This is a genomic window from Pandoraea sp. ISTKB (assembly GCF_001721285.1).
In the GTDB taxonomy this organism is placed as follows: Bacteria; Pseudomonadota; Gammaproteobacteria; order Burkholderiales; family Burkholderiaceae; genus Pandoraea; species Pandoraea capi.
Genome location: NZ_MAOS01000060.1, coordinates 13,193 through 35,747, shown reverse-complemented (window position 1 = coordinate 35,747; position 22,555 = coordinate 13,193). Strand labels below are relative to the sequence as shown.

The 22,555-nt window shown below is 63.2% G+C and carries 18 protein-coding genes and 1 tRNA gene; 8 read left to right on the top strand and 11 right to left on the bottom strand.

The features are described from left to right. The coding region (locus tag A9762_RS21775; protein WP_139133340.1) for an ATP-binding cassette domain-containing protein at window positions 1-297 on the top strand (297 nt) is incomplete at its 5' end. A gap of 108 nt (window positions 298-405) precedes the next feature. Beyond that, window positions 406-1,557, top strand: a complete 1,152-nt coding sequence (locus tag A9762_RS21770; RefSeq protein ID WP_083254179.1) for a branched-chain amino acid ABC transporter substrate-binding protein — start codon at window positions 406-408, stop codon at window positions 1,555-1,557. 107 nt (window positions 1,558-1,664) lie between these two features. Here A9762_RS21770 and A9762_RS21765 read toward each other — a convergent pair whose 3' ends face one another. After that, entirely contained in the window at window positions 1,665-2,954 is a 1,290-nt protein-coding gene (locus tag A9762_RS21765) for an MFS transporter (RefSeq protein WP_069344085.1), read from the bottom strand. 32 nt (window positions 2,955-2,986) lie between these two features. Beyond that, the gene (locus tag A9762_RS21760; protein WP_069344084.1) at window positions 2,987-4,381 is read right to left on the bottom strand and encodes a dipeptidase; all 1,395 of its coding nucleotides are present in this window, start codon (window positions 4,379-4,381) and stop codon (window positions 2,987-2,989) included. Between the two features lie 152 nt (window positions 4,382-4,533). Between A9762_RS21760 and A9762_RS21755 the strand changes: the two genes are divergently transcribed. Beyond that, window positions 4,534-5,457: a LysR family transcriptional regulator gene (locus A9762_RS21755; RefSeq protein WP_069344083.1), complete on the top strand. Its 924-nt coding sequence runs from the start codon at window positions 4,534-4,536 to the stop codon at window positions 5,455-5,457. A 34-nt stretch (window positions 5,458-5,491) separates the two neighbouring features. Here A9762_RS21755 and A9762_RS21750 read toward each other — a convergent pair. The 7 genes from A9762_RS21750 to fdnG form a co-directional block, all read right to left on the bottom strand. Next, window positions 5,492-5,587, bottom strand: a tRNA-Sec gene (locus tag A9762_RS21750). 97 nt (window positions 5,588-5,684) lie between these two features. Further along, the gene (selB, locus tag A9762_RS21745) at window positions 5,685-7,631 is read right to left on the bottom strand and encodes a selenocysteine-specific translation elongation factor (RefSeq protein ID WP_069344082.1); all 1,947 of its coding nucleotides are present in this window, start codon (window positions 7,629-7,631) and stop codon (window positions 5,685-5,687) included. After that, window positions 7,628-9,058, bottom strand: a complete 1,431-nt coding sequence (gene selA / locus A9762_RS21740; protein ID WP_069344089.1) for an L-seryl-tRNA(Sec) selenium transferase — start codon at window positions 9,056-9,058, stop codon at window positions 7,628-7,630. The genes selB and selA overlap by 4 nt, the downstream gene beginning before the upstream one ends. 28 nt (window positions 9,059-9,086) lie before the next feature. After that, on the bottom strand, window positions 9,087-10,109 hold the full coding sequence (gene fdhE / locus A9762_RS21735; protein WP_256388786.1) for a formate dehydrogenase accessory protein FdhE: 1,023 nt from the start codon (window positions 10,107-10,109) through the stop codon (window positions 9,087-9,089). A 54-nt stretch (window positions 10,110-10,163) separates the two neighbouring features. Then, on the bottom strand, window positions 10,164-10,805 hold the full coding sequence (locus A9762_RS21730) for a formate dehydrogenase subunit gamma (RefSeq protein ID WP_069344080.1): 642 nt from the start codon (window positions 10,803-10,805) through the stop codon (window positions 10,164-10,166). 2 nt (window positions 10,806-10,807) lie between these two features. Next, window positions 10,808-11,752 (bottom strand): formate dehydrogenase subunit beta, encoded by a 945-nt coding sequence (gene fdxH, locus A9762_RS21725; RefSeq protein ID WP_069344079.1) that lies wholly within the window; start codon window positions 11,750-11,752, stop codon window positions 10,808-10,810. A gap of 9 nt (window positions 11,753-11,761) precedes the next feature. After that, on the bottom strand, window positions 11,762-14,830 hold the full coding sequence (gene fdnG, locus A9762_RS21720; protein ID WP_139133339.1) for a formate dehydrogenase-N subunit alpha: 3,069 nt from the start codon (window positions 14,828-14,830) through the stop codon (window positions 11,762-11,764). 217 nt (window positions 14,831-15,047) lie between these two features. Between fdnG and A9762_RS21710 the strand changes: the two genes are divergently transcribed. From A9762_RS21710 to A9762_RS21690, 5 genes are all read left to right on the top strand, one after another. Continuing rightward, entirely contained in the window at window positions 15,048-15,749 is a 702-nt protein-coding gene (locus A9762_RS21710; protein WP_240493666.1) for a paraquat-inducible protein A, read from the top strand. Then, window positions 15,746-16,390 (top strand): paraquat-inducible protein A, encoded by a 645-nt coding sequence (locus A9762_RS21705; protein ID WP_069344076.1) that lies wholly within the window; start codon window positions 15,746-15,748, stop codon window positions 16,388-16,390. The genes A9762_RS21710 and A9762_RS21705 overlap by 4 nt, the downstream gene beginning before the upstream one ends. Then, window positions 16,383-18,065 (top strand): intermembrane transport protein PqiB, encoded by a 1,683-nt coding sequence (locus tag A9762_RS21700; RefSeq protein ID WP_069344075.1) that lies wholly within the window; start codon window positions 16,383-16,385, stop codon window positions 18,063-18,065. The genes A9762_RS21705 and A9762_RS21700 overlap by 8 nt, the downstream gene beginning before the upstream one ends. Further along, a complete protein-coding gene (locus tag A9762_RS21695; RefSeq protein ID WP_083254177.1) occupies window positions 18,062-18,757 on the top strand; it encodes a membrane integrity-associated transporter subunit PqiC in 696 nt (231 codons plus the stop codon). The genes A9762_RS21700 and A9762_RS21695 overlap by 4 nt, the downstream gene beginning before the upstream one ends. 202 nt (window positions 18,758-18,959) lie before the next feature. Beyond that, window positions 18,960-20,228 (top strand): ABC transporter substrate-binding protein, encoded by a 1,269-nt coding sequence (locus tag A9762_RS21690; protein ID WP_069344074.1) that lies wholly within the window; start codon window positions 18,960-18,962, stop codon window positions 20,226-20,228. Between the two features lie 84 nt (window positions 20,229-20,312). On the opposite strand, the gene mdtD is transcribed toward A9762_RS21690, so the two are convergent. Continuing rightward, a complete protein-coding gene (gene mdtD, locus A9762_RS21685; protein WP_069344073.1) occupies window positions 20,313-21,758 on the bottom strand; it encodes a multidrug transporter subunit MdtD in 1,446 nt (481 codons plus the stop codon). 199 nt (window positions 21,759-21,957) lie between these two features. Then, window positions 21,958-22,533 carry a FlxA-like family protein gene (locus tag A9762_RS21680; protein ID WP_069344072.1) on the bottom strand — a complete coding sequence of 192 codons (576 nt, stop codon included), beginning with the start codon at window positions 22,531-22,533 and terminating at the stop codon, window positions 21,958-21,960. Window positions 22,534-22,555 lie beyond the last annotated feature (22 nt).

The following is a 22,555-nucleotide window of genomic DNA, read 5'->3' as shown; positions in this document are numbered from 1 at the left end:
GGCGGTGAGCAGCAGATGCTCGCCATGGCGCGTGCGCTGATGAGCCAGCCCAAGCTGTTGCTGCTCGACGAGCCGTCGATGGGGCTCTCGCCGATCATGGTGGAGAAGATCTTCGAGGTGGTGCGTACGGTATCGAGCGAAGGCGTGACGGTGCTGCTCGTGGAGCAGAACGCGCGTCTTGCGCTGCAAGCCGCGCACCGTGGCTACGTGATGGACAGCGGCCTGGTCACCATGACGGGTGACGCGAAGGACATGCTCGACGATCCGAAGGTGCGCGCGGCGTATCTCGGGGAGTAGCGCTACCGCCCCACTCACACCCGGCTTCACAGTTACTTAACCACGTCGCAGCACGCATTATCGCGTTGCTGCACGGCCCTTGTTGTGCCTTGTTCTGGAGAAGACGCTATGCAGAGTCTCAAATTTCCGTTGCACACCCTCCCCCTTGCGTTGCTGAGCGCCTTTGCGTGCGCAGCGTCCGCACAATCCGCTGCACCCGTGGTCGTGAAGATCGGACACGCCGCAGCACTGACAGGCGGCATTGCGCATGTCGGCAAGGACAGCGAAAACGGCGCGCGTCTGGCCATCGAAGAAATCAACGCCAAAGGGCTGACGATCGGCGGCAAACCCGTGCGTCTCGAACTCGACAGTCAGGATGACGCAGGCGATCCGCGTACGGCGACACAAATTGCGCAGAAGCTCGTCGACGACAATGTGGTAGCTGTCGTCGGGCATCTGACGTCGGGCACGTCGATTCCCGCGTCGCGCATCTACAACGATGCGAATGTCGTACAGATCTCCCCGGGCGCGACGAACCCGGCATTCACCTTGCAGGGTTACAAGACGACGTATCGTGTTGTAGGCACGGATGCCCAACAAGGTCCGGCACTCGCCGCCTACGCGGCGAAGCAACTGGGTGTGAAGATGGTCGCAGTACTCGATGACTCGACGGCATACGGCCAGGGACTTGCCACGGAATTCGAAAAGAGTGCAAAGTCGCTCGGTATCAAAGTCGTCGCGCACGAAGCCACTAACGACAAGGCCGTCGACTTCCGCGCCGTGCTCACGAAATTCAAGGGGCTCAATCCCGACGCCATCATGTACGGCGGCATGGATGCTACCGGCGGCCCGTTGGCCAAGCAGGCAAGGCAGCTTGGCATACGCGCCAGGATTCTGGCCGGGGACAGCGTGTGCACGGAGGAACTGCCGAAGCTCGCAGGCGACGCTGCCGCGAACGTGGTCTGCTCACAAGCGGGTATCGCGCTGGAAAAGATGCCCACCGGTGCACAATTCGTCGCCAAGTATTCCAAGCGCTTCAATGTCCCGGTGCAAATCACCGCTCCCTTCTCATACGACAGCGTCTATATCATCGTCGATGCCATGAAGCGCGCAAACTCGACGGATCGCGCGAAGGTTCTGGCTGCCATGCCATCGACGGATTACAAGGGGATCATCGGGGAAACGGCGTTCGACTCGCACGGCGATCTTCGCCACGGAGTCATCTCGCTGTTCACGTATAAGGCGAACAACAAGACCGTGCTCGATATCGTCCGGATGTAAGCCGATCGTCGTCGGCCACGCTTCGTCGCGGTACTGAGCGACGAAATGCCAGCGTAGGGGGTACACCCGCGGTGGTCGCGCAATTCAGCCTTGCGCGGCTGCCGACCTCACACGCTTCGATTCCGACGAATCACGAGCAGCGAGAACGTCGAGAGTAATAAGCCGAACGTGACGGCAATCGCGGGCGCAAACGGACGTCGCGTGAACTCGACCAGCCAGACGGAAACCGGCTGCGTCAGCCCCCCGAACACGGCAACGGCAAGGCTATATACGGTGCCCATGGCAGTCACGCGCACGGACTTCGGGAACAGCTCCGAAATGAGCGTCACGGAAGGCGAGCCCTGAATCGTGTAGGGCACGATAAGGAAGACGATCACCACGAAAAGCCGCGCCACGCTCGGCGCACTGCTCAGCCACAGGTAGGCGGGATAGATGCCCACGATCAGGATGGCGCGCCCAATCAGAATCGGTGCCCATCGGCCTTTGGCGTCGGCTATCTTACCGGCCAGCGGCGACAGGACAGCGAGCATGACGCCGCTGACGAACGCACAGGCATACGAACCGCTCTCGCCGAGCTTCAGCTCGCGAATGGCGAAAGTGGGAATAAAGAAGATGATCATGTAGGCCGTGATGGTCCCGCCCATAAGCAGGAGCACGCCACCGAACACGTTGCGCTTGTGCTCTGTCAGCAACGTCTTTAACGGCTGGCGGCTTTCCTGCACTTCGCCTGCCTCCGGTTCATGCTCGGCGAGACGACGACGAATGTAGACGCCGACAGGAAGAATGGCTGCGCCGCACAGGAACGGAATACGCCACCCCCAGGCATAGAGATCCTCGTGAGGCAACACGTGCGACAGCACTGCCGCCGACGCAGCACCCATGGCGATGCCGATGCCCTGACTGGCGAGCTGCCAGCTCGTGTACCACGCCCGAGACCCCGAGGGCGCATGTTCGAGCAGGACAACCGTGGAAGGTCCGACTTCTCCCCCAGCGGAAAACCCCTGAATCAATCGGGCAAGCACGATGATGCACGGTGCGGCAATGCCCGCGCTATCGTATGTCGGCGCAAGACCGACCATGCAGGCACCCAGTGCCATGAGCGACAAGGTGAGTGTCATCGCCGCGCGTCTGCCTGCCCGATCCGCATAGATACCGATGAGAATGCCGCCAAGCGGCCGAATCAGAAAGCCCAATGCAAAGGTCGTCGCAGACATCAACAACTGACCGTGCTCGTTCAGCGGTGAGAAGAAGTTCTTGCCGATGACGATGGCGAAGAAACCGAATACCGTGAAGTCGAAGAATTCGAGTGCGTTACCGATTGTCGTGGCGACGAGCAGACGCGATCGGCGGATTCGAACCGGCGCCTCGACGCCGTCATAGGTCATTGGGTGTCGCATTGTTGTCTCTTGAATGAACGCGGTCTTCCGCTTTATTTGGGGTGAAATGCGTCTTTCGGAAAATGGCCAAGCGCCTCAAGGAGTTGCGCCCATCCCCTTACGCCTTCCGTGATCGAACTCAGTCGGAAGAACTCATTGGGTGCGTGCACGTCCTCGTCGGGCAGGTTGTAGCCGAACATCAGCGTGTCGACGCCGAGATGCGCCTTGAACAGCGAGGTAACAGGTACGCTCGCACCCAGTCGCACGTGAAGCGGCGTTCTTTCGAACTCGGTGGTCAACACCTGCTCGGCGGCAAGCACGAGCGGATGGTCCATCGCCAATGTCGACGCCGGCGCCCCATCAAAGCGGTGCAGAATCTCCAGCCCCACGCCCTGAGGGCACACCGCGTGCAAATGCCGCTCCACGGCGTGCAGGACGGACTCCGACGTCTGTCCGGGCACGATGCGCACCGTCAACTTGGCGCGAGCGGTGTTCGGGATGATCGTCTTGCCGCCCTCCCCGGTGTATCCGCCCCACATGCCGTTGATGTCGAGCGCCGGACGAAGCGTAATTTGCTCGCGCGCGGTATAGCCGGGTTCGCCGTGTGCGATAGCGTCGACATCGTCAAAGAATGCCGCCTGATCGAAGGGAAAAGTCGCCGTATCATCGCGCTCCCGTTGTGTCGGCGGTGTGGCATTCGCATAGAATCCCGGGACCGCCACCGTGCCATCGGAACGGTGCAACGACGCTACGATGACGGCCATCTCATGAAGCGCATTGCGCACACATCCGCCGTATCGGCCCGAATGCAGATCCTTGCTTGCGGTCGTCACGCGGAATTCGAGTTGTCCGGCGCCACGTGCCCCCGTGTTGATCGTCGGTACGGTGGCGCTCGCCCGTCCGCCGTCGGCCGACAGCACCGCATCGACATCCAGTCGATCGCGATACCGGTCGACGATTGCCGTCAAAGACGGGCTTCCCGTCTCTTCCTCGCCTTCCAGAAAGACTTTGACGTTGACCGGAAGCGCCCCTTGCACCTTGAGAAACGCGGCAATGACTTCCAGCGCAACGACGGTTGATCCCTTTACATCGGACGCCCCTCGCGCATAAACGCGACCATCCTTATGCGTCGGCTCGAACGGCGGTGTGCGCCATAGCTCGACCGGATCCGCGGGCTGAACGTCGTAATGCCCGTAGATCATGATCGTCGGCTTACCGGGTGCGCCCAGCCACTCGCCGAACACCGCAGGTTCCCCGCCACCATCCAGCTCACACACGTTCGACAAACCGATTTCACGCAAACGTTCGAGCAAATACGCTCTTGCCGCTTGCATGTAGGGGGCGAACTGCGGGTCAGGACTGACACTGGGAATACGTAGCAAAGCGTCCAATCGGGACACGATGCCCGAATGTTCCGCGTCCAGGAAATCGAGGACTTTCAAGATCATGAAGTCTTCCGGTTGATGTCTGGATGAATGCCGCCATGGCTCATCAATGACACCAGCGTAAAAAGCCAAAAATCATGCGTCCAATGCATTATTTTTTTAATTATGATGATATTTATTGATACAAAAAGACGAAGAAGGGGAGCGAGAGATCGATGAACCTGCACCATCTGACACATTTTCTGGCGGTTGCCGAGACGGGTTCGTTCAGCAGGGCATCGGAGGTCGTGCATCTGACACAGCCGGCATTGAGTCGCAGTATTCAGATGCTGGAGCAAGAACTTGGCGTGAAGCTCTTCGACCGGATTGGCAAACGCAACGAGCTCACGCCGTTCGGCATCGCGTTGGTTGAAAAGGCGAGAAAAATCACGGCAGAATCCGCGGATCTGAAGCGCACGATCAAGCTGTTGAGCGCCGGTGACGGCGGGGTCATTCGCGTGGGAATGGGATATGCGCCGAACGCAATGTTTGCGGGGCCATTGCTGTCATGGGTGCTCACGCACTATCCCGGCGTCACCCTACACCTGAGCACCGGAAGTCCCGAAGCACAACTGGCACTGTTGAGAGAACGGGTTCTGGACGGGCTACTGGTGCACTCGCGTGCGATCCGGCCCCACGACGATCTGGAAATCAGTCTCGTAGGCTCGATGCAATCGGGCTTCATGTGCAAGCGCGGGCATCCTCTGGCAAAGCGCCGCAACGTTGCCTTCGACGACATCGTCAAGTACCCCGTCGTCTCGACCATGCTGAGCGACGAAGTCGCTCGTACACTGGTGCAGCAGTACGGGCCGACGGCGCATGCCGACCGAATATTGCGGGCGACTTCCGATTCGATTGCCGCCTTGATCGAAGCCGTGCAAAACACAGACGCCGTGTTCTTCGGCGCGATGGGCGCGGCTCGATCGCTTCTGGAAAATGGCAGTTGGAGACAACTCAAACTCACGCCGACGCTGGACGTGCACGCCCCCTATGCATTCGTCACGCTGACCGACCGAACACAGTCCCCCATGCTCGATAAAGTCCGTGCGTTTTGCATCCAGCTCGTCGCGCAGAAAATCAAGACTGGTGGCGCGACATAGCCCGGCATGCCGTCATGTACCGCTGAGAAGGATGTGGCGGAAGGCAGCCGGAGTCGAACCGACCTGGGAGCGTCTGACGCCCCCAACCGGGTTTGAAGCCCGGCCGCATCACCGGATACGGATGCCTTCCTTAAGAGGGTGCAATGAGAGTGCTGTGTGATGGCAACGCCCGCGCACCGCGCGAAGCCCTGCCGTAATGCCGTAATGCCGTAATGCCGTGATTTGAACTACGCACCGCCCCACGTCACGCCGGGACGCTGCACATGCCAGTCACCAACGCGGCGAGTATATCCCGCACGATCGAAGAACTCCAGAATCTGAATCGCGCGCTTGCGCCCCAGACCCGTCGCATCCCGAAACGCGCCCGCCTCCACCCGGCCACCGGCACCGGAAACGATGTCCGCCAACGCCTGCACGCACGCGTCGTCGTAAAACAGATCCTTGACGATCTGATGCACCCGCCCTTGCCGCGCAAGCTTGCGCAGCACCGCACGCACACGATCCTCGGGCACGTTCAACTCACGTCCCATATCGCGCACCCACGGCGGATCGAAGCGTCCCTGCGCCACCTTCGGCAACAACGCCTCGGCCAGTGCATTCTCCTCGTCCGTCATCTCGACGCGATGCGTCGGCAGATGCCACCACGCGCCCGTGCGCGCCACCACGCCCTCGCTCAGCAACGACTGCACGATCACCCGCCAACGCCCGGCATCCAGCGCGGGCCACGCCATACGGCCCAGACGCGCCGCGTCCAGCCCCGGATCATCCGGCACTCTTGCGTGATAGTCGCCCAGCGACGTCACCACGCGCGCGCGCATCGCCTCCCACGCCTGCGGCGCGAAGGCCAGCGACTCACCCTCCGCACCGGGCAGCACGACGGCATGCTGCGGCCACGTCCATTGGCCCGCCGAGGGATCGGTATTTCGTCGACCCGCGCCCTCAGCCGACAACCCCGTGAGCGCCACCACCTGTGAGCTCGTCAGACCGAACGGCGATTGCGCCAGCAATGCATCGAGCCCGTTGCCGTCGAGATAGTCGGCCACGGCGTCGAGCCACGCCAGCCGCGCCGCGGAGCGACGCTTGCGCTCCGGCGCTGCCGGATCCAGCACGCGTCCGCCCCCGACAGTCGCCGTCGCCTGCGGATTACGCACGATGAAGCGGTCGCCCGGCATCGTGCAGACAGGGGTATCGAAAACCAGTTGCACACGCATCGACTGCCCCGGCGCGAGCGTGTCGCCGCCCAGCAGCACCGTGCGCGCCTGCACGTGTGTCGTGCCCAGATGCACGTGCAACGGAAACCATTGCGTGAGCGGTGCACTGCCGTCCAGCCAATGCAGTTCCACATCCACATGCGTCGACGGCGCCGACAGCCCCGGCGCGACGATCCAGTCACCCCGGCCGAGCTGGTCCCGTTCGATGCCCGCCAGATTCAACGCGCAGCGCTCGCCGGCCCTGCCGGCATCCACCGCCCGATTCTGCGCATGAATGCTGCGCACCCGCACCGGTAATCCCTGCGGCATCACCGTGAGCGTATCGCCCACACGCACGGTGCCCGCAAACGCCGTGCCGGTAACGACCGTGCCATGCCCGGCCAGCGTGAATACCCGATCGACGGCCAGACGGAACAGCGCGTCGTCGCGACGCGCGGCATTGCCGGACGCCAGCAACGCTTGCGCCGCATGCGTCAGATGCTCGCGCAACGCGCTCACACCGGCGTCGCCGGACGTCGTCGCCGACACCGGTATCACGTCGGCCTGCGCGAGCGGTGTGCCCGCGAGCCACTGCGAAATTTCCTGCGTGACCGCTGCGAGACGCGCGGCATCCACGCGATCCGCTTTCGACAACGCGACAACGCCACGCTTCACACCCAGCATCGTCAGAATGGCGAGATGCTCACGTGTCTGCGGCATGATACCGTCGTCTGCCGCGATCACCAGCAGCGCGAAGTCGATGCCGACCGCACCGGCCGCCATCGTATGAATCAGCTTCTCGTGCCCGGGCACATCGATGAAACCCAGCACCTCGCCGTCGGGCAACGGTGTGTAGGCATAGCCCAATTCGATGGAAATACCGCGCGCCTTTTCTTCCTTGAGACGATCGGTATCGACGCCCGTCAACGCACGTACCAGACTCGTCTTGCCGTGGTCGATGTGACCCGCGGTACCGACGATCATGCGCGAAGCTCCGCGAACTGCAACGCCAGACGCGGCTCGTCATCCGCTTCAAGACAGCGCAGGTCGAGCCAGAGGGTCTGATCCGCAATGCGCCCGATGACCGGATACGGCAGCTCGCGCAACGCCGTTTCGAGTCTGGCCAGCGCACGGCCACTGCCTCGCTTGGCACCGCCGGCCGGCGCAATCGCCAGCCCGTAGCTCGGCAGTTGCTCGACCGGCAACGCACCGCTGCCGATCTGGCTGACCATAGGCGCAGCCGTCACGGTGTATGCGTCGCCAAGCGATTTCGCGAGCACCGGCACCAGCCGCTCGGCCTGTGCGGCCATTTCTGCGCGCGTACGCGTGAGCAGACGCAGCGTCGTCAACCGCTCGGTGAGATGGTCCGGATCGCGATACAGACGCAACACCGGCTCCAATGCCGCCAGCGTCAGTTTGCCCACGCGAAGCGCGCGTTTGAGCGGATGCTTCTTGATCTTCGCGATGAGATCCTTGCGCCCGACGATCATGCCCGCCTGCGGTCCGCCAAGCAGTTTGTCGCCCGAGAACGTGACGAGGTCGGCGCCTGCCGCGATCGTCTCCTGCACGGTAGTCTCATGCGGCAACCCCCAGCGCTCCATCGGCGTGAGCGTGCCGCTGCCCAGATCCACCGCCACAGGCACACCGTGTGGTTTGGCGATCTCGACGACTTCCGAGACGTCGACACTCTTGGTGAAGCCCGTCACTTCGTAATTACTGCAATGCACCTTCATCAGCAGCGCGGTCTTGTCGCCGATGGCATTGCGATAGTCGGCCGGGTGCGTGCGGTTGGTCGTGCCGATCTCGACGAGCGTCGCGCCCGCATGCGTCATGATGTCGGGAATGCGAAACGCGCCGCCGATCTCGACCAGCTCGCCGCGCGAGACCACGACTTCGCGACGCTTGGCGAGCGTTGCCAGCATCAGCAGCACGGCCGCCGCATTGTTGTTCACGACGGTAGCCGCCTCGCCACCGGTCAGCTCACACAGCAATGGGGCGATGAGATCGTCGCGATCCCCGCGTCCGCCTGTCGCCAGATCGAATTCAAGGTTGGCGGGCGCGGTGAGCGCTTGAATGACCGATTCGATAGCCACTTCGGGCAACAACGCACGCCCGAGGTTCGTGTGCAGCACGGTGCCGGTGAGATTGAAGACGGGGCGCAGCGTCGGCCGGTTGCGCGCGCTCAGCTCGCCGACGATGCGTGCACCGAACGCCGCCGGCGTCAGCAGGTCATGCGTGAGCGTACCGGCCAGCGCCGACGCCCGGCACGCATCCAGATCGCGACGCAACGCGCCCGTGACCTGTGTGCGGCCGAAGTCGGCCAGCGCCGCCTGAAGCTCGGCCATGCCGAGCAACCGGTCGAGCGACGGCAAATCGGCCGCCCCCGCCCGTACGTCATCCTGTTTGACCATCGGCATCCCCGTCATCCCTGTCATCCCCTCAGGCCTCTTCGGCGTTTTGCCAGAGCAACGGATTCCCGTTGGCGCGTGCATACCCGGCTTCGCCCATCAGCACATCGAGCGCGAGACTGGCGAGGTCGTCGGCGACCGGCTCCACGAACGGGTCCTTGTCCTGATAGAAAATCTTGCGATAGCTGTGACAGTCGTCGCACGACTCGGCACGGATGGGCGCCGACGCGACGCGCTTGGCCGCCTCGTCGAGCTTCGGACGTCCGTCCTCCCCCTTGAGCAGGCCGCCGTCCGCTGCCGCGATCTCGGCGCCGGAAGCGGCAGCATCGCCCGACGTGTCGACCACGTGATACGCGACATGCTCGCTCGCTTCGCAATGCGTGCACTTCACGCGAACCATGTGCCATTCGGTCGAACACAGACCGCAGCAGAGATAGCGGTAGCCCTCGTGCGCGCCGCCGATACGCACGACGCTCGCCACCGGCAGCGTGCCGCACATGGGACAGACGTTGGGGACGTCGAGCATCGGTACGTCACCCGCCTCGAACGTGCTGGCCACGCCCGTCCAGAGCACTTGCAGCGCCGCCATCAGAAACGGCGCACTCGCGGCGTCGACACCCTTGCCGTGGCCGGCGAGCAACGCCTGCGCGCCCGCTTCGAGCGTCGCCGGATCGGCTGCACGCACGCGATCGATAACGCCCCTGACCGCCGCCGGCAGATTGGCTTGCGCGGAAACCGCGTCGAGCAGCGGGGTCAGCAACGGTTGCCAGCGGCCAATGTCGTAGCCGCCGGTCGCAGGCACGAGCGGCATGCAGTGCTGCTGCGCCTGTTCAATCGATTCGAGGGACGGACGCTCAGGCTGAAAGTTGTCGAGCACGCGCTGCTGCGCATCGACGAGTGCGGCCATCAATCGCAGGTAGTCGCCGAGCGGATGCCCGTCGGCCAGTTGACGCAAACGCGCCGCGCGCGCCGAAAAGACTTCGGCACGTTGCGGCATGCGCAGGCGGGGAATGGAGGTGCGATCGAGAGATTCGATCTGTCCGGGTTCGAGAATGCGTTGCAAGGTGGCCGGCCTCGTAAGAGCGTCCGGCCACCAGCAGGGCCGGACTTATTTGTTGAGCTGCTTGTACCAGGCGCGATGGTGTTTCCACGCCCAGCCGCGGGTGACGGTACCGCGCGTCATGGCGCGCACGGAACCCTTGATCCAGATCGCCGCGTAGATGTGCGTAATGATGCCGCAAATCAACACGAATGCACACACCGCGTGCACGTCGGACGCCAGACGAATCACCCAGATCGGGAAGTAGAACGCGAAGTACGCGCGCCAGATCACGATCCCCGAGAGCAACAACCCGATCATGCACAACACCATCACGTAGAAAAGCAGCTTCTGTCCGGCGTTGTAACGCCCGACTTCCGGCAGATTCTCTTCGCGATTGTTGAGCACGTCGCCGATCTTCTTCATCCACTCGGTGTCGCGCTGCTCGAACTTGTTATAGCGGGCGAGCCGCATGGCAAGCCAGACGAAACCGACGAACATCACGAGACCGACGAACGGATGCAGCACCCGCGTCCACGGCCCGCCACCGAACAGATTGGTGAGCCAGAACATCGACGGATGGAACAGCGCCAGCCCGGAGAGCGCGAGCAGGATGAACGTGCCCGCGACAATCCAGTGGTTGATGCGCTCCGCGGCGTTGTAGCGCTCGATCAGATCGTCTTTCTTGTGTTCGCTGTGTTCTTGCGACATGGTCAGACCTCCTCGTGCGTGACAACGCCCTTCGAGCCGTCGGGCCCCTTGCGAGACGCATCGTACCGGCGGGCTTCCTCTTCATCTTCCTCGGTCGTTTCGTTCGGACCGGTCTTGATGTAGTGGAAGAAGCCGGCGATCGCCGTGAGCGCCATGGCGGCGACCCCCAGCGGTTTGGCGATGCCCTTCCAGAACGTCACCATCGGACTGATGCGCGGATTGTCCGGCAGGCCGTGATACAGCGACGGCTTGTCGGCATGATGCAGCACATACATCACGTGCGTGCCGCCCACGCCCGCCGGATCGTACAGCCCCGCGTTGTCGAAGCCCCGCGACTTCAGGTCTTCGATACGCTCGGCCGCCTGGTCCTTCATGGCGTCCTTGGTGCCGAACATGATCGCACCGGTCGGGCACGTTTTCACACACGCCGGCTCCAGCCCCACGGACACGCGATCGGAACACAGCGTGCACTTGTACGCCTTGTGATCCTTCTGCGAAATACGCGGGATGTTGAACGGGCATCCGGTAATGCAGTACCCGCAGCCGATACATGCTTCCTCGTGGAAGTCGACGATGCCGTTTGCGTACTGCACGATGGCGCCCGGCGACGGGCAGGCCTTCAGGCAGCCCGGATCCTCGCAATGCATGCAGCCATCCTTGCGGATGAGCCACTCGAGGTCGCCCTTCGGGTTTTCGTACTCGGTGAAACGCATGAGCGTCCACGAGTCCGCCGTCAGGTCGGCCGGGTTGTCGTACACGCCGACGTTGGTGCCGACTTCGTCTCGCAGATCGTTCCACTCCATGCAGGCGGTCTGACACGCCTTGCAGCCGATGCACTTCGAAACGTCGATGAGTTTGGCGACGTCGCCCGTGTGCGCTTCACGCACCGAGGGCGACGGCAAGGTCGTTGCCGAGCGCCGTTTGATATCCAGTGATTGCAATGCCATGGCGCCCCCTTATGCCTTCTCGACCTTCACCAGGAACGACTTGAACTCAGGTGTCTGCGAATTGCCGTCGCCCACGATCGGCGTCAGTGTGTTCGCGAGGAACCCGGGTTTGGTCAGTCCCTTGAAGCCCCAGTGAATCGGAATGCCCACGTGATGAATCGTCTTGCCGTCCACCTTGAGCGCCCGCAGACGCTTGGTGACGACCGCCTTGGCCTTGATATAGCCGCGGTTGGACGACACCTTGACCGTGTCACCCGCCACGATCCCGATCTCCTTGGCCAGCGCCTCGCCGATTTCGACGAACTGCTCCGGCTGGATGATCGAGTTCAGCAGCGCATGCTTGGTCCAGTAGTGGAAATGCTCGGTCAGACGATAGGTCGTCGCCACATACGGGAACTTGTCCGCCTTGCCCATCGTGGCCAGATCGTCCGGGAACACGCGGGCGCCCGGGTTGCTCGTGGCCTTCGGTTGCTTCGGATGCAGCGGGTTGTAGCCCAGCGGCGTCTCGAACGGCTCGTAGTGCTCGGGGAACGGCCCTTCGGCCATGCCCGCCTTGGCGAAGAAGCGCGCCACGCCTTCCGGGTTCATGATGAACGGACTCATGCCACCGGCCGGGTCTTCGTCCACCTTGAAGTCCGGCACGTCGGCCCCGCCCCAGGTCTTGCCGTTCCACCACACCAGCTTGTGCTTCGGATTGAACGGCTTGCCCGCGAGGTCGGCAGACGCACGGTTGTAGAGAATGCGACGGTTCGCCGGCCATGCCCACGCCCAGTTCAACGTCTGACCGATGCCGGTCGGATCGCTGTTGTCGCGACGTGCCATCTGGTTACCCGCCTGCGTCCACGAACCCGCGAAGATCCAGCAGCCCGACGACGTACTGCCGTCGTCCTTCAGCTCCGCAAAGCCGGCCAGTTGCTCACCCGCCTTGCGCGTGACCTTGGTCGGATCCTTCGGATCGACGATGTCCTTGAGCGCGCGGCCGTTGTACTCCTTGGCAAGCTCCTCGGGCGACGGGCTCTCCGGCTGGGCATACGGCCATGCCAGATTGACGATCGGGTCGGGATACTTGCCGCCCTGCGTCTTGTACATCTCGCGAATGCGCAGGAACAGGCCCGACATGATCTCGATGTCGGTGCGCGCCTCGCCCGGCGGCTCGGCACCCTTCCAGTGCCATTGCAGCCAGCGGCCCGAGTTGACCAGCGCGCCATCTTCTTCGGCGAAACAGGTCGTCGGCAGGCGGAACACCTCCGTCTGGATCTTGCTGGAGTCGACGTTGTTGTGCTCGCCGAAGTTCTTCCAGAACTCCGACGTCTCGGTCGCCAGCGGGTCCATGATCACGAGGAACTTGAGCTTGGCAAGCGCCTGATCCCACTTGAACTTGGCCGGGGCCGCCGCGAGCGGGTTGAAGCCCTGTGCGATGTAACCGGTCATCTTGCCCTGGTTCATCAGCTCAAGCACTTGCAGCAGGTCGTACGGCTTGTCGAGCTTGGGCAGATAGTCGTAGCCCCAGTTGTTCTCGGCGGTCGCCGCATCGCCCCACCACGCCTTCATCAGGCTGACGTAGAACTTCGGGTAGTTCTGCCAGTAGCTCAACTGGTTCGGGCGCAACGGCTTTTGCGTGCGCGCCGTCAGATACTGCTCGACGGTCTGCTCGGCCTGCTTCGGCAACGACATGTAGCCCGGCAGCAGATCGGTCATCAGGCCCAGATCGGTCAGGCCCTGAATGTTCGAGTGACCGCGCAGCGCGTTCATGCCGCCGCCCGCCACACCGATGTTGCCCAGCAGAAGCTGCACCATGGCGCCGGTACGGATCATCTGCGAGCCGATCGAGTGCTGCGTCCAGCCGAGCGCGTACATGATGGTCATGGTGCGCGTGGGCGTGGAGCACTCGGCGATCTGCTTGTAGATGTACTCGACCTTGTCGGCCGGTGTACCGCACACCCGCTCGACCATGTCGACGGTGTAGCGCGAGTAATGCTGCTTCATCAACTGGAACACCGTACGCGGGTGTTGCAGCGTCGGGTCGGTGAGGACGTAACCGTCCGCGCCCTTCTGGTAGTCCCAGGAGCTCTTGTCGTACGTGCGCTTCTCGGCGTTATAACCCGAGTAGATGCCGTCTTCGAACGCAAACTCGTCTTTCACCAGGAAGGTGAAGTCGGTGTAGTTCTTGACGTATTCGTGCTGGATCTTGTCGTTCGTGAGCAGGTAGTTGATCAACCCGCCAAGGAAGACGATATCCGTGCCGGTACGGATCGGGGCGTAATAATCCGCGACCGATGCCGAACGGTTGAAGCGCGGGTCGACGACGATCAGGCGCGCCTTGTTGTGCGCCTTCGCCTCGGTCACCCATTTGAAACCGCACGGGTGTGCCTCGGCTGCGTTGCCGCCCATGATGAGTACCAGATCCGCGTTCTTGATGTCGACCCAATGGTTCGTCATCGCTCCACGGCCAAACGTCGGGGCAAGACCTGCCACCGTCGGGCCGTGTCAGACACGTGCCTGGTTATCGAATCCCAGCATCCCGGTACTGCGGATGACTTTGTGCGTGATGTACCCGACTTCGTTGCTCGATGCCGACGCGGCCAGCATGCCGGTGGTGAGCCAACGGTTGACCGTCATGCCGTCGTCCGTCTTTTCGACGAAGTTGGCATCGCGGTCGGCCTTCATCAGCTTGGCGATGCGATCGAGCGCGTCGTCCCACGAAATCCGTTCCCACTTGTCGGAACCCGGCTTGCGGTATTCCGGATAGGTGAGGCGGTTCGGGCTGTGGATGAAGTCGATGAGGCTGGCGCCCTTCGGGCACAACGTGCCGCGATTGACCGGGTGATCGGGGTCGCCTTCGATGTGAAAAACGCTCTTCTTCGCGTTTTTCGCACCGTCGCCGTAGCTGTACATGAGCAGCCCGCAGGCCACCGAACAGTACGGACAGGTATTACGGGTCTCGGTCGCTCGCGCCAGCTTGAACTGACGGACTTCCGCCAGCGCCGCGTCGGGCGCGAACCCGAGCATTGCCAGGCTGGACCCGGCCAGCGTTGCGCCACTCACTTTGAGGAACTGGCGCCTGGACATATTAAGCATGGGGGAATTCTCCTCAAATTTTGAGAAACTTTGCGGGAGTGTGTTGAGTATAGAGCAAAGAAGTAATGATTTCCGTGACTTAGCACAAACCATGCCGTATGTTGCGTTGAGCTTTGGTTGCGGGGGATTACATGGGAACTTCCTTGACATTTTGGTATTCTGAGCGTCACTTTGGTCACGGTCCCCGGTAATGGATACATTGCCCCCAGAAGATGACGTGACGAGCCTGATCGCCTGTCCGAACTGCGACACCCTGCACCGTCGCACGGACCTGCCGCCGCACGAGACTGCTCGCTGCGTTCGTTGTCACTCAGTGCTTTACCGCTCTCCCGACCTGCGTCTGTCGCGTGTGCTCGCGCTCACGCTGACGTGCCTGATCGTGTTCGCCATCGCGAACGCGTTTCCCATCGTCGAGATCGAGGTTCAGGGCATCTATACCGAGACCACGCTCGTGGGCGCCGCCTGGGCGCTGTATCGGGAAGGCATGTGGCTCGTCGCGCTGCTCGTGTTCGCCACGACCGTGCTGTTTCCCCTGTCGCAACTGCTCGCGCTGATCCATCTGATCACGCCGCTCTCGTTGGGGCGACGCCCGTATGGTGTGTTCCACGTGATGCGCGCCATCGAGTTCTGCCGCCCGTGGGGCATGATCGAGGTCTTCATGCTCGGCGTACTGGTTTCGCTGGTCAAACTCTCGGCCATGGCCAGCGTGCTGCCCGGCATCGCCCTCTGGGCGTTCGGCGCGCTGACCATGCTGCTCGCGCTGGTGCTCTCCTACGACCTGCGCAATCTCTGGATCGTGATCGACCGTACGCCCGATCCGGCCGTGGAAGCGCTGAAGGCGGCGAAGGCTGCCGAGGCGTCCACGACGAATGCCACGAATGCCACGAAAGCGATGCCGTCGCGCCCGGTGACACGATGAAATATCTCTCCGCCAAAGCGGCAGGACTCGTCGCGTGCCATGTTTGCGGGCGCCTTTCGCGCGAGGTCAAGACACTGGAGAAGGCGCGTTGCCCGCGCTGCAACGCGGTGCTGCACCAGCGCAAGGTCGACAGCCTCACCCGCACCTGGGCCTTGCTGATTGCGGCGGCGATCCTGTACATTCCCGCCAACGTGCTGCCCATGATGCAGACCCGCTCGCTGCTCGGAAACTCCAGCGACACCATCATGAGCGGCGTGATCTATTTCTGGACCAGTGGCGAGTACGATCTGGCCATCGTGGTCTTCACCGCGAGCATTCTCGTCCCGATGCTCAAGCTCTTTGCGCTGTCGCTGCTGTGCTTTACCGCGCAGCGCGGCGTGCGCTGGAAACCGCACCAACGCACAAAGCTGTATCACATGGTCGAGTTCATTGGCCGCTGGTCGATGCTCGATGTCTTCGTCGTCGCGCTGATGGTGGCGCTCGTAAACATTCAGTCGCTGGCCGTGATTCAGGCCGGCCCCGGCATCGTAGCCTTCGGCTCCGTGGTCGTGCTCACCATGCTGGCCTCCATGCAGTTCGACCCTCGCCTGATCTGGGATCAGATCCGCGACGACGACACCGAACAGGACGATCATGACTGATCCGAAAGACCCGAAAGACACACAAGATCCGCAACCGTCGAAAGGCGCGACGCCCGGCGGCACCGACGCCCTGCCGACACCGGCCATCGAGCCGCGCAAGCGCTGGGCGCCGTCGCTCGTCTGGCTGATCCCCCTGGTCGCCGCGGTGATCGGACTCTCGCTCGTGGCAAAGGTGCTCATCGAGCGCGGCCCCAGCGTGACCATCGACTTCAAGACGGCGGAAGGCCTCGAAGCCGGCAAGACCAAGGTCAAGTACAAGGAAGTCGACATCGGCACGGTCAAGAGCATCGAGCTGTCCGACGACCTCTCGCACGTGCGCGTGACGGTCGACCTCACCAAGAACGCCAAGAACTTCGCGGTCAAGGATTCGCGCTGGTGGGTCGTGCGCCCGCGCGTGGCCGGCGGCAGCGTCTCGGGTTTGTCGACGCTGCTCTCCGGCGCATACATCGGCGCGGACGCCGGCAAGTCGAAGGAAAGCGTCAGTCATTTCACCGGACTGGAAGTGCCGCCCGTCGTCTCCAGCGGGCAGCCGGGCAAACCGTTCGTGCTGCATGCTGCCGACATCGGCTCGCTCGACATCGGCTCCCCCATTTACTACCGGCGTATTCAGGTCGGTCAGGTCGAGGCGTATTCGCTCGATCCCGACGGCAAGGGTGTCACGCTGCGTGTCTTCGTTCAGGCGCCTTACGACCAGTATGTCGGCACCAACACCCGCTTCTGGCATGCCAGCGGCATCGATCTGCGACTCGATTCGAGCGGCTTCCAGGTCAATACGCAGTCGCTGGCGTCGGTGGTCATCGGCGGCATCGCCTTCCAGGCCCCGAGCGACTCGGGCGCGGGCGTGATCGCCAAGCCGGGACAGGAATTCCGTCTGGCGCCGGACGAAGCGACCGCCATGAAGGCGCCCGACACGCATCCGGTACGCGTGGTGTTCCGCTTCCAGCAGTCGCTGCGCGGGCTGGTTGTCGGCGCGCCCGTGGACTTCCGGGGTATCACGCTGGGTGAAGTCACGTCGATCGGCGTGGAATTCGATCAGGCCACCAAGCAGATCAATATGCCGGTGACGGTGGACATCTACCCGGATCGCCTGCGCCGTCGCGATCCGAAAAACAGTGTGCCGCCCACGGAGCTGAACAGTCACAAGATTCTCGACGCCCTCGTGCAGCGCGGCCTGCGCGGCCAGTTGCGCACCGGCAACCTGCTGACCGGTCAGTTGTACGTGGCGCTCGACTTCTTCCCGAGCGCGAAGCCTGCCAAGGCCGAGATGATCGACAACACGCTGCAAATGCCGACCGTGCCGAACACGCTCGACCAGTTGCAGCTTCAGATCGCCGACATTGCCAGCAAGCTCGACAAGATTCCGTTCGACAGCATCGGGCAGAATCTCGATTCGTCGCTGCGCAAGCTCGACAAGACGCTGGAGAGTGCGCAAGGCCTGTTCCGTCAGCTGGACAGCGAAATCGCGCCTGAGGCGAAGGCCACGCTGGGCGAAGCGAAGAAGAGCTTCGGCGCCGCCGAGCGAACCCTGTCCGAGGACGCCCCGGTGCAGCAGGACGTGCGTCAGGCCATGCAGGAACTGACGAAGACACTGCGCTCGCTCAACACCCTGGCCGATTACTTGCAGCAACACCCTGAAGCACTGCTGCGCGGCAAACCGAAGGATCCGCAACCATGACGAGGCCGCCCGAGATGACCCGTAGCCAGCCCCCGCGTTCGACGTCAGCGGCGCGCGCCACCCCGCTGGCGGCACTCGCCGCCGCAGCCACCCTCGCGCTGGTGTTGACCGGCTGCGCGTCGCCGCAGTCCACGTTCTACACGCTCACCGACGCGACCGGCACGACCGGTGCCGCGAACGCCGGCGCGACGACCGGCGCAATCGCACCGGCCGCGCCGTACGCCGTGGAAGTCTCGCCGGTCGCGGTGCCCGAGCAGGTCGACCGGCCGCAGATCGTCGTCACACGTGGCGGCGGACGCGTCGACATCCTCGAAGAATCCCGCTGGTCCGCCCCGCTCAAGACGGAGCTGACGTCGACGATCTCTCGTGATCTCACCCAGCGCCTTGGCGCGATGGATGTCTACGGACTGCCGCGTGCCGACGGATTGACGGTGTACCGCGTGTCGACGTCGGTACAGCGCTTCGAATCCGTGCCCGGTGAGCAAGCCGCCCTCACCGCCGTGTGGAGTGTTCGCAAGGTCCCGGGCGACATGGTGCTGACGTGCCGCTTTGCGGGCACCGAACCCGCGTCGGACGGGATCGCCGGGGTCGTGACCGCACAGCGCAAGCTCGTCGACCGGCTAGCCGACGGCATCGGCAACGCCATCGCCAGCAGCGCACAAGGCACGGCAGCACCCCGCTGTCCGAATTGACCGGGTCGTGAATCCAGCGCCCTGAGCACAGGCCAGCCAATCGGAAAGGTCGGGAAATCCCCATGCGCGCCGAGCGCATTACGGATTGCGCAATCGATTACGTGATGTTTAAGATGTTCGAGACTTGCCGCACGGGTCATCCGTCAGAGATGCCGGCGGCAAGTCGCCATAGCGCGAATAACTCGAACATTGGAGACACGTCATGCCCAGCCTTGCCGGCCATTTGCGCCGTACGATTGCCGTCGCTGCTTCACTCACCTTTGCGTCCCTCGCCTGCCTGTCGTCGCTTGCCCTGAGCGCCGCCCCTGCGCACGCCGCCGCCATCTCGGACGGCGTCGTCAAGATCGGCGTGCTCACCGACCTGTCGGGCGTGTCGAGCGACAACGCGGGCAAAGGCAGCGTGCTGGCCGCCACCATGGCCATCGACGACTTCTCGCGAGACCACAAGGTGCTTGGCGCACCGATCGAGCTGATCTCGGCCGACTCGCAGGGCAAGACCGATACCGGGGCGACTATCGCCCGCGAGTGGTACGACCGGGGCAAGGTCGACATGATTACCGACCTCACGTTCTCGAACGTTGCGCTCGCGGTCGACCGCATCGCCGATGAAAAGAAGAAGATCGCCCTCGTCACCGGCGCCGGATCGTCGGCCATCAGTAACGAACAATGCACGGCGCACAGCGTGCAATGGATGTACGACACCTACGCGCTGGCGAACTCGACTTCGCAGGCACTGCTGCGTCGCGGGCTCAAGTCGTGGTACTTCATCACCGCCGATTACGCATTCGGTCAGGCGCTGGAAAAGGATGCGAGCGAGATCCTCACGCGTCAGGGCGGCAAGGTCGTCGGCTCGGTGAAGCATCCGGTCAACTCGCCCGACCTGTCGTCGTACCTGCTGCGGGCGCAGACGTCCGGCGCGCAGGTCATCGCACTGGCCAACTCCGGCACCGATACCCTCAACACCGTCAAGCAGGCATCGCAGTTCAACATCATCCAGGGCGGCAAGCAGGTGTTCACGCCGCTGCTCTCCCTGATCACCGAGGTCCACGGCATGGGCCTGAAGAATGCGCAGGGCATGATTCTGACGAACGGCTTCTACTGGGATCAGGACGACCGTTCACGCGCCTTCGCGCAACGCTTCTACGCACAGCACAAGAAGATGCCGACGATGATGCAGGCTGCCGTCTACTCGGCCGTGCTCAACTATCTGAAGGCGATTCAGGCCGCAGGCACCGACGAAGCCGACGCCGTGATGGCCAAGCTCAAGTCGATGAAGATCGACGACCCGGTGATCCGCAACGGTCAGATTCGCGCCGACGGCAAGCTCGTGCACGACATGCTGCTGGTGCAGGTGAAGACGCCGGCAGAGTCGAAGTCGGAATGGGATCTGTACAAGATTCTGGAGACGATTCCGGCCGACAAGGCGTTCGCCCCGCTCGCGGAATCGAAGTGTGCGCTGGTGAAGAAGTAAGCAGCAAAGCAATGAGGCAACGTTCAGGTCGGGCGTGATGTCCGATCTGACGTTTGCCTCAGAGGTTTACTTCAGCGGTTGGCTTCAGCGCTTGAGATCGGTGGCAGACGCCGAAGGCGTTGCGCCACCGTCACGGCTCGCCCCTGCCGCCGGATCTTCCACGCGACGGAACACCAGCGCCGACGCGAGCGTAATCAGGCCAACGCAGACGAACGTCATGCGGAAACCGGCGACCGTACCCCCAACGCCGATCTCTCCCGCCTGACCGGCCAGATGGCCGAACAGTGCCAGCAACTGGCCACCGATGGTCACCCCCAGCCCGAGGGCAAGCATCTGCGCCATCGAGAACAGGCCGTTGCCGGCACTCGCACGACGCGTGCCCAGATCCTTGAGCGTGACGCTGTTCATCGCCGCGAACTGCATCGAGTTCGCACCGCCGAACACCGCCAGTTGCAGCAGCCCCAGCCAGATCGGCCAGCCCGGCCCGAACAGCGCGAAGCTGGCAATCGATCCGCCGACGACGGCCGTATTGACCATCAGAAAGCGCGTGTAGCCGTAGCGCACCACGAGCGGCGTGACCATCCGTTTGACGACGATGCCCGCCAGCGCGACCGGCAACATCATCAGGCCCGAGGCCAACGGGCTGTAACCCATGGCGACCTGAAGCAGCAGCGGCAGCAGGAACGGCACGGCGCTGCTGCCGATACGGGCGACGAGGTTACCCAGCAAGCCGAGACTGAAGCTGCGCGTCTCGAAGAGTTCGAGCGGGAACAACGGTGCTGCCCGACGACGGGCGTAGGGCCAGTAGCCCACGGTCGTCGCCACGCAGAGCAGTGCGAGCAGCACCGACGGCCACCATCCCGTATCGGAGAACGGGTGATCGAGCGCCAGCGTGAACGACACCATCGCGACCGACAGCAAGGCGAAGCCGATCCAGTCGAAACCGGTGTCGATGACCTCGTCCTGTTTGGGACGCGGGAGGTAATGTCTCACCGCGAGGCTACCGATGAGACCGATCGGCATGTTGATGAGAAAGATCCAGTGCCATGACGCGACCTGCACGAGCCAGCCGCCAAGCACCGGGCCGATCATCGGGCCGACCTGCCCGGCAATCGACACGAAGGCCAGCGCCGCCAAATACTCGCCGGCGGGAAACGTGCGCAGCACGGCCAGACGCCCGATCGGCAGGAGCATCGACCCGCCCGCCCCTTGCAGCACCCGCGCGATCACGAGCTGCGGCAGCGTGTGCGCCATCGCACAGGCGATCGAACCGAGCACGAACAGCAGGATCGCGACGAAATAGACGCGTCGCGTGCCGAAACGATCCGCGAGCCAGCCGGACGCGGGCGTCAGCATGGCCATCGTGAGCGAATAGGAAACGACCACCGGCTGCATGCGCAGCGGGTTCTCGCCAAGGCTGGCAGCCATCGCCGGCAGTGCCGTATTGACGATGGTCGTATCGAGCGCCTGCATGAAAAAGCCCGCCGCAACGATCCATAGCAGGGCGGTGAGCGTCTTGTCTTGCTTCATGCGGCGGGGGACGGCGCGCGGCGGCGAGCCACGCGTCAGAGAAGAATTAAGCGAAGGCAGAATTTTAGCGCGCTTTCACCCCGCGCCGCACCGACTCATCGATGCACGTTTCGCAGCAATCGATGAGTCTCGTGCATCACTGAGATGCCGTCCGGTGCGCGCGCCTGACGGTCTCAGGCCCGTCAGGCGATCAAAGCCATCAGGCTGTCGTGTTGACGTGATTACCGGTCGGGCTCATCAGCGCCAGAATCTGCGCCTGAATCGACATGGCCTGCGACGACAGCGCGTTGACCTGCTGGAGCTTCTCTTCAGGCGGCAGACGGTCGTTGTTGCGCACCGCGTCGAGCTGCGCCATGACCTTGGCGAGCATCTCCTTGAGCTTCTTGATGGTCTGCGAGGCGATGTCGTTGCCCCCTGCACCCGCGTCAGGCGCGGCCTGCGCCTTGCCCTGATCCTTTGCGCTCTGATTCACCGAACGCAGATCCACGAGCGTCTTGTCGCCCAGTTGGTTGACGCCATCGCTCGCGGGCGCTTCGGAAATGCCATTCGGGTTCGACGTGTTGGTCGTACCCGTGGCATTCGCGCTTCCGGTGGCCCCGGCAGCCTGCGGCGCGCTTGCCTGGCTAGCCGTATTGGTTGAATTGGCAGCCCCGGCGGGTTTGGTCCCGGCCTGCGCGGCCTGCGCCTTGTCGGCCTGCTGTTGCTGGATATGCGACTGCCAGATGTCGAGCATGCCGGACGTCGCGCTGCTCTTGGTCGGAATGATGATGGTCATGGAGCGAGGGGCCTCCGTGAAA